This window comes from Robinsoniella sp. RHS (assembly GCF_001029355.1).
In the GTDB taxonomy this organism is placed as follows: Bacteria; Bacillota; Clostridia; order Lachnospirales; family Lachnospiraceae; genus Robinsoniella; species Robinsoniella peoriensis.
In genome coordinates this window covers 1-15,867 of the sequence record NZ_JNGB01000183.1, presented here as the reverse complement: position 1 = coordinate 15,867, position 15,867 = coordinate 1, and the positions used below count along the sequence as shown (strand labels likewise).

Here is a 15,867-nt window from a genome sequence, read left to right as displayed (position 1 = left end):
GCGAGCTGGGTTCAGAACGTCGTGAGACAGTTCGGTCCCTATCCGGCGTGGGCGCAGGATATTTGAGAGGAGCTGACCTTAGTACGAGAGGACCGGGTTGGACTGACCTCTGGTGTACCGGTTGTTCTACCAAGAGCATGGCCGGGTAGCCAAGTCGGGAAGGGATAAACGCTGAAGGCATCTAAGCGTGAAGCCCCCCTCAAGATGAGATATCCCCCGCATAAGCGGTAAGACCCCTTGAAGACGACGAGGTAGATAGGTTAGAGGTGGAAGTGCAGTAATGTATGGAGCTGACTAATACTAATAGGTCGAAGGCTTATCCATAAGGTTTAGGATAATGTCAATAAAGTTGATATGATCAACGAAGTTGGTAATGCAAGAACGGATGATATTTGATGAATTTCTGTGTGTGGTTTTGAAGGTATATAAACCTTACAAAAGAGTTGGCCCAGTGGCTCAGTTGGTTAGAGCGTCGCCCTGTCACGGCGAAGGTCGTCGGTTCGAGTCCGATCTGGGTCGTTCACATCAGTAGATGTGTAATTAAATAATTTTATATCCCATGGGATCTTAGCTCAGCTGGGAGAGCATCTGCCTTACAAGCAGAGGGTCATAGGTTCGAGCCCTATAGGTCCCATTAATGCCGATGTGGCTCAATTGGCAGAGCAGCTGATTTGTAATCAGCAGGTTATCGGTTCGAGTCCGATCATCGGCTTTTTGGATGGATTCCCGAGTGGCCAAAGGGGACAGACTGTAAATCTGCTGCAAATTGCTTCGGTGGTTCGAATCCACCTCCATCCATTGAGATTTACATCTCTATCAAAAAACTAAATAAATACTATCGCGGGGTGGAGCAGTCTGGAAGCTCGTCGGGCTCATAACCCGAAGGTCGTAGGTTCAAATCCTGCCCCCGCAATTTTTGGAAGCGCACCATTACGGAAGTATTCGGAAGCTCGCTTCCATTATGCTGTAAAGAGGGTGTACAACCCTAGGCCCAGATAGCTCAGTTGGTAGAGCAGAGGACTGAAAATCCTCGTGTCGCTGGTTCGATTCCGGCTCTGGGCATTATAAGACTTGAAACTGGTTTATGTCTTATAAAGTAAAATTTAATATGCGGGATATTAGCTCAGTTGGTAGAGCACTTGACTTTTAATCAAGTTGTCCGGGGTTCGAATCCCCGATGTCTCATTACAAAAAGAACCCTGCAGGAGTAACTATCCTGTGGGGTTTTCTGTTATTCAGTTTGTTTTAAGTTGGTTTTAAATTGATTTTATACGATTTTTAAATATGGGAGTACAGTTAAAATAGGAATGAATAAGTTATAAATTAGTGGGAAGAATGACAGATACGGGATAAAGAGGTTTGCAGGCTGCAGCCTATGAAAGGATATGGTACGGGATATGGCAAATGATAGTAAGAAGGAATTACTTCTTCAGGGAAGCATTCTGGCGGTTGCAGGTATTATCGTAAAGTTGATTGGATTTTTATATCGTATTCCAATGGCTAACATGCTCGGTGAGGTTGGAAACGGTCTATATGGAGTAGCCTTTGGTATTTATAATATTGTTTTAACTTTGTCATGTTCCAGCCTTCCTCTGGGATTATCTAAATTAATATCCCAGTATGAGATTAAAAAGGAGTATCGGAGTGCTTATCGCTTATTTCGCAATTCCTTAATACTGGCGGTAATTGTTGGTGGTATATTTTGGGTATTAATATATTTTGGCGCTGATTTTCTGGAAATGTGTTATGCGAAACCAGGATTGGCAAAACCCCTCCGAATCGTAGCACCGACTACGTTTGTGATGGCTATTTTAGGTGTAATGCGGGGATTTTTTCAGGGAAAAAATACGATGATTCCATCGGCGGTTTCTCAGATTATAGAACAGATTATTAATGCAATTATAAGTATTGTAGCAGTTATGCAATTTATGAGAGTATATCAATCTTCCGCAGATGTTTTTGCATATGGGGCGGCAGGCGGTATTATGGGTACCTTGTGTGGTGCGTTGTCTGCTTTTGCTTTTTTATTAGTTTTATATTTACTGTATCGACCGGGGTATCTTAGAAGAGTAAGAAGATGTAAGAACCGTCATGTGGCATCAGATGGAAGACTGAACAAGTTATTGCTGATGACATTAATTCCTATTTCTTTAAGTCAGGCAGCTTATCAGCTCAGCGGGACGCTGGATGATTTAATATTTGGAAATATATTGAATTTTAAAGGTTTAGCTGTGGACTTTGTAACTGCAATTCAGGGTGTGTATAGTACGCAATATAATCTTCTTATTAATATTCCTATTGCGTTTGCTTCTTCTTTGGCGGTTTCTATTGTACCCAGCATTGTTGCTTCTAAGGAAAGACATGATAGAAGAGGAATATTTGAGAAGGTAAACTTTATTAATAAGTTCGTGATGGTTCTTACGATACCGTCAGTAATTGGATTTATGGTGCTTGCTAGGCCTATTATATCGTTAATATTTGCAGCTTTGACAGAACACAGAGATTTGTCGGTACACATGCTGCAGATAGGGGCTGTTTCGATTGTATTTTATTCTTTGGCATCCATATCTACAGCAATATTACAAAGTTTGAACAAGATGAGAGAGCCAATTGTAAATGCATTTATTGGTTTGGTGGTACATTTAGTATTTATTTGTCCTCTTTTGATTTTTACTGGATTGAATGCTTATATTTTAGTTGTGGGAAATATTATTTTTCCTCTGGTAATCTGTGTCTTAAACGAGAGATCTTTGAATAATGAGCTACATATCCATAAGGATGTGAAGAGGACGTATCTAATTCCGATCATTGCGTCCTTGATTATGGGGATAATTGTATTTTTTGTTTACTGGATTGTGGATAAGTTTATCGGAAATACAGTTGTTTCAGTGGTAGTGCCTTTAGCCGTTGGCGTTTGCAGTTACTTTTTCTTTATTTTTGCTTTTCACTGTTTCTCTTTAGAGGAATTATATGATTTGCCCATGGGAAGAACAATAGCAAGATTTACAGGGAGATTTTATCGGTAATGTTTTAAGTAAATTAAAGTTTGGAATGCAACTACGGTAATCCATTCGATTCCCGTGGAGATGGCGACTGCAGTCAATCCCGTCCGTGGTATTAGGAGGAGGAAGGAAAGCAATGTCCGCAAAGATTTACGTATAAGCGTACCTATAAAAGGAATTATTTGTTATATTCGTTAGGTAATATAACAAATAATTCCTTTTTATTCTATATATTTTTAAACATGGGAAAGCGTATTTTTTTGATACCGGAAGAACCAGATGAACAGGGTAATTCCTTTTAGAGTACTGGATATTGTGATACTCCACCAAATTCCATTGAGACCTAAAGCGGTACCGGTCAGCAATAGAGCAAGAGGAATTCTGGCGGAAGTGAGTACAATACCAACTACAGATGGAGGTATGGTTTTACCCAATCCGGAAAATGCGCCTGCTGTTGCAATCTCAACACACATGAACAACTGAGAGATTCCCAGGATTTGCAGATAATCTATACCCATACTTAAAATTTCTTTCTCCGGAATAAATACTTGAAAAATAGGTCCGGGCAGGCAGATTAAGATGAATGTACATACGATACCCCATACGGTAACTGCGCCCATTGATACAGCGTAACCTTTCCTTACCCGGGTATTGTTCCCGGAGCCATAGTTCTGTGCTACAAAGGAGTTCACAGCTGCGGCAAAGCCATCTGCAGTCATCCAGGAGATAGACTCTATCTGGGAACCAACTTTTTGAACTGCTACGGCAGTGTCCCCAAAGCCTGCGATGAGTCGTGCTATGATCATGGAGATACCTGTAAATATCATACTCTGTATGGATGTGGGAAGTCCAATTCGTATTATTTCACCCATATACTGCTTTGACGGTCTGGAGAATATATGTATTTTGTTAAAAATAATTGTATCTCTCATTGCAAAAACAATAAATACCAGCGTAACAATTGCCTGTGCAAGTACGGTTGCAATGGCAGCTCCCGCTACGCCCAAATTGGGAAATGGACCTAAGCCAAATATAAGAACAGGATCCAGTACCAGGTTTAGGGCAAGTCCGGTAGTTGTTGCTATTAAAGAATTTCTACTGTTTCCCATGGCGGTCATTATGCCGGAAAATATCTGGTTCAGGAAAGAAAATAGAACTCCGCCGCAAGTGATGATTAAATATATCTGGGCATCTGCCACAACCTGTGGGCTGTTCAGCTTGAAGAAGCCTATCAGTGGTACATGGAAAATTACGGAGGCAAGTCCATAGGCAATGCCAAAAAATATTCCCAGTTGTAAAGCAGCCCTGGCAAAATCTGCGGCAGTATGATACACTCCTGCACCAAAGGAGTGTCCAACCTTAACTTGTCCGCCCATTCGGCCAAGGGCTGCAAGTCCGTTTGAGAGCCACATATACATTCCTGCAGCACCAACAGCAGCGACGGCATTACTGCTGAGTCTGCCAATCCAGATCATATCAATCATGTTGTATGCCATCTGAATCAGGGAAGTTAGCATAATTGGTAAAGCTAGTTTTGTAAGTGAGGGCAGAATAGGGCCCTTTAGCAGGTTAATATTTTTACTCATAAGTACCTCGTATATTTATTAAATTCTAATATTCTGTTAGAGCAGGCTGGAGAGTATATTAAGAGGATTATACCATAGTTGGATTATGAATGAAAAGCATTTATATTGACTATAATAATTGCATTGTTTCTTAGAGATACAGGTGCTATAATGATCACATATACAGAATCTTAGAAACCGAGGAGGAAACAAAATGTTGGATAAAAAAGTAGCAGAACTAATTAATACTCAGATTAATAAGGAATTTTATTCCGCGTATCTCTATTTGGATTTTTCAAATTATTTTATTGAAACCGGATTAGAGGGATATGCCAGCTGGTTCAAGATTCAGGCGCAGGAAGAAAGAGATCATGCGTTATTATTTATGCAGTATATGCAGAATAATGGAGAAAAGGTAACTTTTGAAGCAGTTGAAAAGCCAGAGTTTGAATTTAAAAAACCAGGAGATCCGCTTCAGGCAACATTGGAGCATGAGCAATACGTTACGGGGCTGATTCATACGATCTACGAGGCAGCCTATTCTGTAAAAGACTTCCGTACGATGCAGTTTCTGGACTGGTTTGTAAAAGAACAGGGAGAAGAGGAGAAAAATGCGGAGGATATGATCAAGAAATATAAACTGTTTGGTGAAGATCCTAAGGGTCTATACCTCATCGATTCAGAGATGGCTGCCAGAGTTTATACAGCTCCGTCATTGGTGTTATAATGGGAAAAGGAAAATACATTTGTCCTTGTTTTAAGGTTTCTTGTGATGATATCCGTAAGGCAGTAGAAGATGGTGCGGATTCATTTAAAAAGGTAAAGAAGGTAACGAAGGTATCTGGGAAATGTGGACATTGTGAATGCAGAGTGAAGGAATTTACAAAGGAAATGTTGGAAGATATGGGGAAGGAAACTTCCGGTGTTAAGATGGTAAAGGATAAGAAGATAAAGGTTAAGAAAACAAAGGATAAGGAAGCAAAGAATAAGGGGATAAAGGTTAAGAAAACAGAGGATAAGGAAGCAAAGAATAGAGGGATAAAGGTTAAGGAAGCAAAGGGATCGAAGTGTAGGAAGACAAAGGATAAAAAGATAAAGAATAAACAGATTAAGGATATATCATTAAACGATAAAACTCTGAAGGATATAAAGCTCAAAGATGAAAATCCAATGACTGCTATGTCAATAGATAAGAAATTAAAAGAGAAAAAGTCTGAGGATGAAAAAACAGAATCGAAATTGATAAATGGTCAGGTAGTAAAAAAAGATCATCAACAGAAGATTAGGGTTATTAAGTTAGATGACAAAAATTTTAAAGTAAAAGATATAAAGAAGAAAAAGAAAAGCAAAAAGAAGTAATGGAAAAAGTAAAAGAAGAATGAAGAAGAAAAAGCTGGAGACAGCTTTTTTTCTTGTGGGGAGGAGGGTCTTGGCTATTCAGGTACAAAATACGAAGAGTTTGAAGGAGGATAAGCCTCATGGGTCAGCTTCTTTTCGCTGTGCTTTTTATGAGGCTGAGCAGAGTGAAAGTCTTTTTTTAGTAAAGCATCACTGGCATGATGAGATTGAATTGCTGCATTTTAAAAAAGGGAATTTTCATATGGAGATAAACATGGAGTCTTATGAGATTACGGAAGAATGTTTTTTCTTTGTCAACCCGGGAGAACTTCATTATATTACGTCGGATGGTCTATGTGAGGAAGATGCGGTAGTTTTTAACCCTTATGTACTTAGCTTTAATTCTTATGACACAATGCAAAACCAGGTAATTCAGCCTTTGATAAATGGAAATCTTTCATTACCAAGAAGTATAAATGCATCTCTTAAAGAGTTTCAGGATATATACAGAGAGTATGAGCAGATTCAAAAAGCTTTTAGTATGATGGAAGACACAGGGGAGAAACCAGGTCAAAAAAATGTAAGTGTATCGGTATCCCAGATGTTGATTAAGGCATCTTTGCTTAGGATACTTGCGATACTTACCGGGCAGGGGCTGCTTACCAGGCAGGAGAACGGAGTAAATCATCAGGTGGAGAGTATTAAGACGGTTTTAACTTATATAAGGGAGAACTACAGGGATAGAATTTATATTCGTGATCTGGCAGGGCTGATTAATATAAATGAGCAGTATTTCTGCCGTTTCTTTAGGCGGGCAATAGGTAAGACACCAATGGAATATGTTAATGAAATTCGTATTCGCAGGGCGGCTGAAATGGTGATAAGTACAGATAATCTGATTATGGACATTTGTCTGGACTGCGGGTTTAATAATCTTGGAAACTTTTTAAGAGAGTTTAAAAAGTATACGGGAACGACTCCACGCTTGTATAAGAAGGAAAACCGCAGCAGTTTTGCGAATGAGATGAAATGATAAAAAAGTCAAAATAGTGAAGTTTTTGAACAAATAAATGTAGGACTTATGTGAAGTGAAATAGTATAATATGTGCTATAAGTAATGAAAATATAATTGTGGAGGCACATAGAATGCAAAAAAAATGGTGGCAAGAAAAGACAGCATATCAGATTTATCCGAAGAGTTTTTATGATTCCAATGGGGATGGAATTGGAGATATACAGGGAATTATAAGCAAGCTGGATTATTTACAGGATCTGGGAGTGGATATCATCTGGTTATCTCCCATCTATTCCTCACCCTTGGCGGATCAGGGATATGATATTTCGGACTATTATAACATTGATCCCAGATTTGGGACGATGGAGGATATGGATGAACTGCTTATGGAAGCAAAGAAGCGGGGAATGTATATTCTTATGGATTTAGTAGTTAATCATTGTTCCGATGAACATGAGTGGTTTAAGATGGCGATGAAAGATCCGGAAGGGAAATATGGGAAGTATTTTTATCTGGAGGATAAGAAGGACGGGGAGCTTCCATGTAATTGGAGATCTTATTTTGGAGGATCTTGCTGGGAGCCGCTTTCCGATACCGATAAGCTTTATCTGCATGTATTTCATAAAAAACAGCCGGATTTAAACTGGGAAAATCCGGAGGTGCGGGAAGAGGTTTATAAAAATATTAATTGGTGGTTGGAGAAAGGGCTTTCGGGCTTTCGTATCGATGCAATTATTAATATTAAAAAGGCATTGCCATTTAAAAATTATGAACCGGATCGTGCAGATGGATTAAGTAATATTGCCCATATGTTAGAGGAAGCTGAGGGTGTTGGTGAATTTCTGGGAGAAATGCGGGACAGGACATTTAAAAAGTATGATGCATTTACTGTTGGTGAAGTCTTTAATGATAAAGAGGGTGAATTGCCTGATTTTATCGGAGACAATGGATATTTTTCCAGTATGTTTGATTTCAATGAAACAATCTTTGGGCAGAATGAAAAAGGGTGGTACGCTCATACGCAGATTACGCCGAATGATTATAAAAAATGTTGTTTTGATGCACAAAAACGTGTTGGAGACATTGGATATCTCTCTAATATTATCGAAAACCATGATGAGCCAAGAGGTGTCAGCCATTACTTACCGGAGGGAGAAGTCTGCGATGCAAGTAAGAAGCTTTTGGGGGCAGTAAACTTTATGCTGAGAGGCCTTCCGTTTATTTATCAGGGACAGGAACTTGGAATGGAAAATATGGAATTTACATCTATAGACGAGGTAGATGATATTTCCTCCCTGGAAGAATACCGTGTTGCCATAGATGCAGGGCTTACAGAAGCGGAAGCTTTAAAGGTCATTTCCAAGTTCAGCAGGGATAATGCAAGAACGCCAATGCAGTGGGATGACAGTGAAAATGCAGGATTTACTACTGGTACACCCTGGCTTGCGGCAAATCCTAATTATAGCAGAATCAATGCAAAGAGTCAGATAGAGAATTCAGATTCCGTATTTTCTTTTTACAAACAACTGATAGCACTGCGTAAGAATCCGGTCTATCAGGAGGCTGTTGTATATGGTGAATTTATTCCGGAATGGGAAGATCAGAATAATCTGATGGCTTATTACCGTAAAGGACAAGAAAAGACATTGATGGTTGTAGCTAACTTCCAGATGGACGGACAGACGGTGACTTTACCAAGTTCATATAAAAAATTATTAATTAATAATTATACGGATCTTGCTCAGGACGGTAATGATTTGCAGCTCAAAGGATATCAGGTTATAATTCTGGAAATTTAATCAGATGATCAAAGCAGCGGAAAATTTATCCGCTGCTTTCTAGAAAGGAACCAGTATGAATCACAAAGAAAGAATGCTGACGGGGCTTCCATATAAGGCCTGGATGGATGGCCTTGCTGAGGAACAGATTGAAAATAAGAAGAAAATTTATGAATATAATTTATGCAGGCCGGATGAAGCGGAGAAGATGGAACTGATGATCCGTGGGATACTGGGAAAGGCCGGTAAAAATGTAGCTGTCTTACCGCCGTTTCACTGTGATTATGGAAAAAATATTGAAGTAGGTGACAATTTTATTGCCAATTATAATTGTGTTATTCTGGATGTGGGAAAAGTTACTATTGGAAATAATACAATGTTTGGACCGAATGTGTCTATCATTACTGCAGGGCATCCGATTCATCCGGATTCCAGAAATTCAGGATATGAATATGGAATCGGTATCACTATTGGTGACAGCGTATGGCTGGGATCTAATGTTGTAGTTAATCCCGGAGTCCATATTGGCAACAATGTGGTGATCGGTTCGGGAAGCGTTGTGACTAAGGATATTCCGGATAATGTGGTGGCAGTGGGTAACCCATGCAGAATCCTACGGGAGATTACTGAGGCGGACAGGGATTTTTACTTTAAGGACAAAAAATTTGATGTGACTGACTACTAGAGCGTGTTTTAAGTTGCAAATTTTTTTAACATGTGGTAAGATCAATCTCATATTATAAAAGAAGAGCTTTTTACATGCGTCGCCGGATGCATGTATCATAAATAAGCATCGGACATCTATACCGTTAGGCCATTGGGTATAGATGACTGGTGCTTTTTTTGTGATAAGGAATATTTTTTCAACTGGCTCAAGGCAGAAAGGTGGAATTTTTATGGAAAGTAAAAGTTTGGGAAGGGTATTTGCAAAGTATGTATCTTTGAACATTTTGAGTATGCTGGGGTTGTCTTGTTTTATTTTTGTAGATACCCTCTGTGTTGCAAACGGTGTGGGGAGTAATGGGCTTGCGGCATTGAATCTGACTCTGCCTGTATATTCTTTTATGAATGGGATAGGTTTGATGATTGGAATGGGGGGTGCTACCCGTTTTGCGATGGCTATGGGGACAGGAAATGAAAAGGCGGCGAAAGCTTCTTTTACACTTTCCGTTAAACTGGCCCTTCTCTGTGGTGTGTTTTTTACATTAGTCGGTTTGTTTGCATCCAGGCAATTGGGGGCTCTATTGGGAGCAGATGAGGCAGTTATGCAGGATATGATCCCTTATATGAGAACCATACTGCTTTTTTCCCTTGCGTTTATGGTAAATAATGTGTTGGTTTGTTTTGTAAGGAACGACGGGTACCCCCAGACGGCAATGGCGGCGATGCTGACCGGAAGTTTCAGCAATATTGTTTTGGATATTTTATTTGTATTCGGGTTTCGGTGGGGGATGTTTGGGGCGGCATTTGCTACCGGGATTGCACCGGTCTTAAGCATGTGTGTGCTTTCCACACACAAAATTAAAGGACGCAGCCACTTTAGGTTGGTGAAAGAAAGAACAAAGATTTCAGATGTAGTCCGGACAATTTCTCTTGGTATGTCCTCTTTTATTGGAGAATTATCTTCTGCAATTGTGATGCTGCTGTTCAATTTTACAATTTTAAAGCTTGCCGGGAACATAGGTGTCGCTGCATATGGTGTGATTGCCAATATTGCCCTGATTGTATGTTCCATATTTACCGGAATTGCCCAGGGAGTGCAGCCGATCATCAGTTCCCAGTATGGGAAAAAAGATTTTGGCGGTATACGCTTCGTGATGCAAAGAGGGGTTCTGCTTGCTGCCGCCTGCGGAGTAATCTGTTATGCAGGCGGTGTGCTGCTGGCAGAACCTATTGTTACAATCTTCAATGAATCAGGTGACGCCGGGTTTACGAAGATTGCCCTGGAGGGAATAAAGATTTACTTTCTCGCTTTTATCCCTATGGGAATCAATGTGGTTATGGCTGCCGTATTGTCAGCCAAAGATCAGCCGGCGCGCTCCATGCTGATTGCTCTGTTAAGAGGAGTTATACTAAATGTAGTTTTGATCCTTGTATTTCCAAATGTATGGAATATGACAGGGGTATGGCTGGTTGTGCCGGCTACAGAACTTTTAACGGCTGCAGTATGCGGTGCAGTACAGTTTGGCAGCAGTGGACTGCGGCGGAATACAGTTTAGTAGCAGTGGAATGCGGCGGAATACAGTTTAGCAGCGCAGTGACCGGATGCGGAGATGTAGGACTGTGGTGAAATATAGCGGTGTATAGTTTAGCAGTGCAGTGACTGGCAGTGAGGATGTAGGACTGCGGCGAAATGAAGAGGAATACAGTTTAAGGAGCTATTATGCAACGGCGGAGTGCTTCATGGAAATCAGTGGGACAGGATGGATAGTTTGACATCCGCTACATTAAATCCGTCTATGTTCTCCTGCTCCAGGAAACTCAGTACTTGATCTGCGCTGCCCTGTGCTAAAATACCATAGATCTGCATGCCGTTTTCCTTTATATATGCCTGAATATCCTGGTAAAACCAGGGGCCGATATTATTTACATTTGCCATTGCCTGTAAAAATTCCTGCCGGTCTGTGAGATAGCTTAAAAGTGACTCGAAGTGAGTCTGCCAGATTCCTACAGGGTCTTTATCAAGCTCCTCATTGTGGTCCACCAGGCTTAGATATGGATAATTTTTTTCCACTTCTTTGACAGATTCATATACATTGCCGCCGCCACCAGGCTGGAATCCAACGGTTGCGCCCCTGTGAGTGCCAGTCCAGACTGCTGCATAAGTAATGTCTAATTGATGGTCTTCATCACCATACCATTTTAGGTAGAGTTTGTTGAATTCTTCCAGTGTAAGATTTTTTTCAAAAGTAAAATATGCCTCGACCTGAGATGATTTTGGCAGGTCCTTTAAGGCATCTGCCTGATATTGGATGTCGTCCTGTGGCTGCTGGCGGTACTCTACTCCGGATGCTTCCTGCCAGACCAGTGTGCCTTCTTTAAAAGCAAAACAGTTTGCAGAGGGAAAATGCCAGAAGTTTATAAGTGAGTTGCCGCTGTCCAGGAATTCTCCCCGTATTATTTTTCCGCTGAATACAGATTCCTTACCGGTAAAATAATGGTTCTGCCTGATCTGGATCTGATAGCTGCCCAGCCCGTCTCTTACGGCTTCTGCTGTATTGGTTGCATATCCGGGTGAATGTACTTCGGTAAAAGCCATGGTATCCATCATGAACTGTCCAAAACCGTATTCATCCGTGGGAATTCCGCGATTGGGGTCGTAGTAGTTCTGATTGATAATCAGAATTACTGCCGCAGATAAAACGAGGATGCTTAATATGGAGATAAAAATATTTCGGCGGAGTTTACGGTTTACGTGTTTTTTTTACATTTTTGATCTCTGATTCTTCTGTTTCAGACAGCAGGTCCAGATTCAGATTTTCGCCCATCTGGTCCGTATAGTATTCGGTAATGCTTTCGTATTTCTCCAATTCTTCTTCTACCATCCGGATTTCTTCCGGTGTGGCTGTGTTGGATTTGTATTTTTCTAAAAGTTCATGGAAATTCATAGTATCCCTCCCTTTCTAATATTGAGCGCAGCTTATCTCTGGACCGGCAGAGGGCTGTTCTGGTGGTTCCTGTTGATTGACATGTAAAATGAGCAATTTCTTTTAAACTGTAATTCATAAAATAGAACATGTAGATTAATTCGCGGTAACGGTCGGGTAATTGTAGAATACAGTGGTAAAGTACCTTTGCATCCTCATTTTGAATCATTCGTTCCAGTACATTGTCATAAGACGGACTGCCGATATCTTCTAAAGGTGTAACAGGTCTTCTTTTTTTCTGCCTTGCCTGGTCTATAAAAATATTTTTGCATACACGCAGAAGCCAGTATTTGATGGATTCATTCTGAAGCTCGGCACAGAGGAGGGCTTTGTAGAAGGTATCACTGGTGATCTCCTCTGCTTCCAGCGTATTTTTACATAGAGACAGAGCGTATAAATATATTTCATGGTAATAGGTTTTATATATTTGTTCCAGGTCATCCTTTTTCACAGTTCCCCTCCTTCCTGTTCATTTAATAAACGTTTTCCATTACAAAAGGTTACACTTTTTTTGTAATTATTAAATTTCCATAAAAATTTTATACCCATACAGTACTTTTTATAGTAAAATAAATCTGTTGTAAATTTCGTGACTTGAGATTTACCAAGAAACTACTAAAGGAGAAAGAAATGAAAGCAAATGTAAATTCAAATGCCAGGGTAGAAAATATCTACCAGCTTAACGGCCGTGTGCCCATTTCCAAGGCGATTCCCTTTGGTTTGCAGCATGTACTTGCAATGTTCGTGGCGAATATAGCACCGATTCTGATTGTGACAAATGCAGCAGGCCTTACGCCTGAACAAAAAGCGATGTTAATTCAAAATGCAATGTTTATTGCAGGAATCGGTACGTTAATTCAATTATATCCGGTATGGAAGGTTGGGGCAAGACTGCCAATTGTAATGGGGGTAAGTTTTACCTTTGTAACAATTCTGTGTTACGTTGCAGCCACGTTTGGCTATCCCGCCGCTATTGGCGCGATTCTGATCGGAGGTATTATTGAGGGTACTTTGGGGCTTTGTGCAAAATACTGGAGAAAGATCGTAGCACCCATCGTAGCGGCTTGTGTTGTTACCGCAATTGGTTTTTCTTTGCTGAATGTAGGGGCTTCTTCTTTTGGAGGAGGCGCCGGCAGTGAAAACTTTGGATCAGCACAGAATCTGATTCTGGGAACTGTAACATTGGTAAGCTGTCTGGTATTTAACATATTTGCGAAATCCTTCTGGAAACAATTATCCGTGCTCTTTGGACTTGTAGTGGGGTATGTCTTAGCAATGGTAATGGGCATGGTGAATTTCTCGGAAGTGGCTTCCGCCGGTATTGTTGCATTGCCAAAGGTATTGCCGTTTATTCCTGAATTCAATGTAAGCGCGATTATTGCCGTGACGGTTATCTTTCTGGTTTCCGCCACAGAAACGATTGGAGATACTTCTGCCATGGCTGTTACAGGCCTAAAAAGAGATGTGACGGACAAGGAAATATCCGGATCGCTAGCCTGCGACGGATATCTGAGCTCGGTATCTTCTCTGTTTGGCTGTCTTCCTATTACATCATTCAGTCAAAATGTGGGACTGATCGCCATGACGAAAGTGGTAAACCGCTTTACCATTATGACAGGTGCCTGTGTCATGATACTTGCAGGCCTGTTTCCGGTTATCGGAAAACTGCTTGCCACACTGCCGGATGCGGTTTTGGGAGGCTGTACAATCATGATGTTCGGTTCGATTGTTGTAAGTGGTGTCCAGATGATTACAAGGTGTGGATTTAATCAGAGGAATACCGTGATTACGGCACTATCTCTGGGAATTGGAATTGGGTTCACACAGGTACCAGCCATTTTCACAATTTTCCCGAAAATGGTACAGGAAGTTTTGGCTAATAATTGTGTTGCGATTGTATTTATCGTTGCAATAGTAATGAATCTGGTGCTTCCGGCTAATATGGAGGTATCCGGAGAAGGGGACAGCGAAGAGAGTTGTTCTTCTTAAGATTTGTGATTTAGATGAAAAGCAATGCGGTATTCGAATTGGGATGCTGTATTGCTTTTTTGTATTATTACAATTTCCAGACAATTTTTATACCAATGGGAGGTTTTATGTAGTAAAATAAATTTGTTGAATATGATCATAAAATGAAGAAACCATAGCTTTTTGTTATGCATAATTATATGTGAAATAAGACTGTAATGAGCAAGAATGATGTACACATTAATATTGGGATAGAAAGGAGAGTATGGAAATATCCTCTGGAATGGGATAGAAATTGTTTGTTATAGAACTATCCGGATTCAGGAGGGGTCATACAAATATGCCATGATACATAAAATTGAATCTTTTATCCGAACCAATTCGAAGAAGATTAAGAGTCAGATTCTGTTTTCCATGATTCTACTAACCATTTTTATTACAACTGCATTATCTGTAGTGATCTATAGCATTTCAAAGAATAGAATTGAGGACAATTATAAAAAGACATACGAAAATAATCTAAAAGCTTTTTCTGATGTAATCGATTTGAAACTATATCATACCATTGATCTCATACGAATCACGGTGGGAGACAGCAACTTTTTAAATATATTGTCTGCAAAAAATCAGGAGTATTCAAATTCCACCGGGACATATTATGATACTTCTCTAAGCAAGAGGCTGGACAGTATTTTTATGAATGTAGAATCCCAGAATTTAATGATTGACGGCATTTTTATTTTTGATGAGAGTGGAAGATATTATAAGCGCATCAGGGGAGGGCAGAATTCTTCCGCGTATTTGAAGTACTATAACTGGGATGGAATGGCATCATACCAGTGGATGAAAGAAGCGGAGGAGAAGAAGGGCAGAGAGATTTTTTATGGATATGACATTCTGGATCCGGAAGGGAACCAAAATGTTATTTCAGTGATAAAGGACATTGTAAATCCTGCAACCCTTCAGTCACAGGGGCAGATTGTAGTACATCTGAACAAGTCTTTTCTGCGCAGCTCTCTTTTGAAGAATGATGGTAATTTCAAAACGGACACGCTGATGGTGATAGATGAAAGAGCACCGGATGTGGTAGTTTATCAAACCGGCGATGTGCAATATTCAGAGGATATCAAAAACAGATACTTTCATGCACAGGGAAAGGATGATCCACAATATTTGTTTACTAGCCGGACAGATACTGTTACCGGCTGGAAGATTGTAAATGGTATTGCAAAAAGTGATTTGAGCCGGGATAGTTCGTATATCGGGATGGTGAGCCTGATAGCTGCAGCAGCCTTGGTGGTAATCTGTACGTTTATTTCTGATTTTATTTCCAAGAAGATTAACAAACCGCTTAGAAAGCTGGAAATCGTCATTAATCAGGTAAAAGAAGGAAAACGTCACATCGTTGAAAAATTTGATAACAGTGAAATAGGTAAAATTGGAGGGCTGTTAAAGGAGACAGTAAACAATAATCTGGAGTTAAAGGAGCAGCTCTTGTCCCTTCAGGTAAAAGAAAGAGAAGCGGAGCTGCAGCTGCTGCAAGCGCAGATTAAT

12 protein-coding genes, 7 tRNA genes, 1 rRNA gene and 1 pseudogene are annotated in these 15,867 nt (G+C 40.3%); 17 read left to right on the top strand and 4 right to left on the bottom strand.

Annotated features, from left to right (window positions below):
- The 9 genes from RHS_RS27865 to RHS_RS27825 form a co-directional block, all read left to right on the top strand.
- A 23S ribosomal RNA gene (locus tag RHS_RS27865) occupies positions 1-324 on the top strand; the annotation flags it as partial.
- A 121-nt stretch (positions 325-445) separates the two neighbouring features.
- A tRNA-Asp gene (locus tag RHS_RS27860) sits at positions 446-519 on the top strand.
- A gap of 42 nt (positions 520-561) precedes the next feature.
- Positions 562-634, top strand: a tRNA-Val gene (locus RHS_RS27855).
- Between the two features lie 5 nt (positions 635-639).
- Positions 640-712, top strand: a tRNA-Thr gene (locus RHS_RS27850).
- A gap of 4 nt (positions 713-716) precedes the next feature.
- A tRNA-Tyr gene (locus RHS_RS27845) sits at positions 717-798 on the top strand.
- Between the two features lie 41 nt (positions 799-839).
- Positions 840-913 (top strand) — tRNA-Met (locus RHS_RS27840).
- A 76-nt stretch (positions 914-989) separates the two neighbouring features.
- Positions 990-1,062, top strand: a tRNA-Phe gene (locus RHS_RS27835).
- Between the two features lie 50 nt (positions 1,063-1,112).
- Positions 1,113-1,185: transfer RNA gene (locus RHS_RS27830), tRNA-Lys, on the top strand.
- Between the two features lie 212 nt (positions 1,186-1,397).
- On the top strand, positions 1,398-3,026 hold the full coding sequence (locus tag RHS_RS27825; RefSeq protein ID WP_044290227.1) for a polysaccharide biosynthesis protein: 1,629 nt from the start codon (positions 1,398-1,400) through the stop codon (positions 3,024-3,026).
- 212 nt (positions 3,027-3,238) lie between these two features.
- Here RHS_RS27825 and RHS_RS27820 read toward each other — a convergent pair whose 3' ends face one another.
- A complete protein-coding gene (locus RHS_RS27820) occupies positions 3,239-4,588 on the bottom strand; it encodes an MATE family efflux transporter (RefSeq protein WP_047835021.1) in 1,350 nt (449 codons plus the stop codon).
- A 193-nt stretch (positions 4,589-4,781) separates the two neighbouring features.
- Between RHS_RS27820 and RHS_RS27815 the strand changes: the two genes are divergently transcribed.
- From RHS_RS27815 to RHS_RS27790, 6 genes are all read left to right on the top strand, one after another.
- Positions 4,782-5,294, top strand: a complete 513-nt coding sequence (locus tag RHS_RS27815) for a ferritin (RefSeq protein WP_027295459.1) — start codon at positions 4,782-4,784, stop codon at positions 5,292-5,294.
- Positions 5,294-5,926 carry a bacterioferritin-associated ferredoxin gene (locus tag RHS_RS27810; protein WP_047835020.1) on the top strand — a complete coding sequence of 211 codons (633 nt, stop codon included), beginning with the start codon at positions 5,294-5,296 and terminating at the stop codon, positions 5,924-5,926. The genes RHS_RS27815 and RHS_RS27810 overlap by 1 nt, the downstream gene beginning before the upstream one ends.
- Before the next feature lie 70 nt (positions 5,927-5,996).
- On the top strand, positions 5,997-6,938 hold the full coding sequence (locus RHS_RS27805; RefSeq protein ID WP_243133017.1) for an AraC family transcriptional regulator: 942 nt from the start codon (positions 5,997-5,999) through the stop codon (positions 6,936-6,938).
- A gap of 113 nt (positions 6,939-7,051) precedes the next feature.
- Entirely contained in the window at positions 7,052-8,719 is a 1,668-nt protein-coding gene (locus tag RHS_RS27800) for an alpha-glucosidase (protein WP_047835019.1), read from the top strand.
- A gap of 55 nt (positions 8,720-8,774) precedes the next feature.
- A complete protein-coding gene (locus RHS_RS27795) occupies positions 8,775-9,383 on the top strand; it encodes a sugar O-acetyltransferase (protein WP_027295462.1) in 609 nt (202 codons plus the stop codon).
- A gap of 211 nt (positions 9,384-9,594) precedes the next feature.
- Positions 9,595-10,917: an MATE family efflux transporter gene (locus RHS_RS27790; RefSeq protein ID WP_047835018.1), complete on the top strand. Its 1,323-nt coding sequence runs from the start codon at positions 9,595-9,597 to the stop codon at positions 10,915-10,917.
- A 191-nt stretch (positions 10,918-11,108) separates the two neighbouring features.
- Here the strand turns inward: RHS_RS27790 and RHS_RS27785 are convergent, their stop codons facing one another.
- From RHS_RS27785 to RHS_RS27775, 3 genes are all read right to left on the bottom strand, one after another.
- Positions 11,109-11,969 (bottom strand): anti sigma factor C-terminal domain-containing protein, encoded by an 861-nt coding sequence (locus tag RHS_RS27785; protein WP_395023616.1) that lies wholly within the window; start codon positions 11,967-11,969, stop codon positions 11,109-11,111.
- A 133-nt stretch (positions 11,970-12,102) separates the two neighbouring features.
- Positions 12,103-12,306: a hypothetical protein gene (locus RHS_RS27780; RefSeq protein ID WP_047835016.1), complete on the bottom strand. Its 204-nt coding sequence runs from the start codon at positions 12,304-12,306 to the stop codon at positions 12,103-12,105.
- Complete coding sequence (locus RHS_RS27775; protein WP_047835015.1) at positions 12,293-12,796, bottom strand: RNA polymerase sigma factor; 504 nt, start codon at positions 12,794-12,796, stop codon at positions 12,293-12,295. Before RHS_RS27775 ends, RHS_RS27780 begins: the two co-directional genes overlap by 14 nt.
- 179 nt (positions 12,797-12,975) lie before the next feature.
- Between RHS_RS27775 and RHS_RS27770 the strand changes: the two genes are divergently transcribed.
- Both RHS_RS27770 and RHS_RS27765 read left to right on the top strand, forming a co-directional pair.
- The gene (locus RHS_RS27770) at positions 12,976-14,334 is read left to right on the top strand and encodes a uracil-xanthine permease family protein (RefSeq protein WP_027295466.1); all 1,359 of its coding nucleotides are present in this window, start codon (positions 12,976-12,978) and stop codon (positions 14,332-14,334) included.
- Positions 14,335-14,658: 324 nt separating this feature from the next.
- Positions 14,659-15,867: pseudogene (locus RHS_RS27765) on the top strand (HAMP domain-containing protein); the annotation flags it as partial.

Coding starts and splice junctions, on each gene's coding strand:
- RHS_RS27825 (WP_044290227.1), top strand. CDS start 1,398: ATGGCAAATGATAGTAAGAAGGAATTACTTCTTCAGGGAAGCATTCTG.
- RHS_RS27820 (WP_047835021.1), bottom strand. CDS start 4,588: ATGAGTAAAAATATTAACCTGCTAAAGGGCCCTATTCTGCCCTCACTT.
- RHS_RS27815 (WP_027295459.1), top strand. CDS start 4,782: ATGTTGGATAAAAAAGTAGCAGAACTAATTAATACTCAGATTAATAAG.
- RHS_RS27810 (WP_047835020.1), top strand. CDS start 5,294: ATGGGAAAAGGAAAATACATTTGTCCTTGTTTTAAGGTTTCTTGTGAT.
- RHS_RS27800 (WP_047835019.1), top strand. CDS start 7,052: ATGCAAAAAAAATGGTGGCAAGAAAAGACAGCATATCAGATTTATCCG.
- RHS_RS27795 (WP_027295462.1), top strand. CDS start 8,775: ATGAATCACAAAGAAAGAATGCTGACGGGGCTTCCATATAAGGCCTGG.
- RHS_RS27790 (WP_047835018.1), top strand. CDS start 9,595: ATGGAAAGTAAAAGTTTGGGAAGGGTATTTGCAAAGTATGTATCTTTG.
- RHS_RS27785 (WP_395023616.1), bottom strand. CDS start 11,969: ATGATGGATACCATGGCTTTTACCGAAGTACATTCACCCGGATATGCA.
- RHS_RS27780 (WP_047835016.1), bottom strand. CDS start 12,306: ATGAATTTCCATGAACTTTTAGAAAAATACAAATCCAACACAGCCACA.
- RHS_RS27770 (WP_027295466.1), top strand. CDS start 12,976: ATGAAAGCAAATGTAAATTCAAATGCCAGGGTAGAAAATATCTACCAG.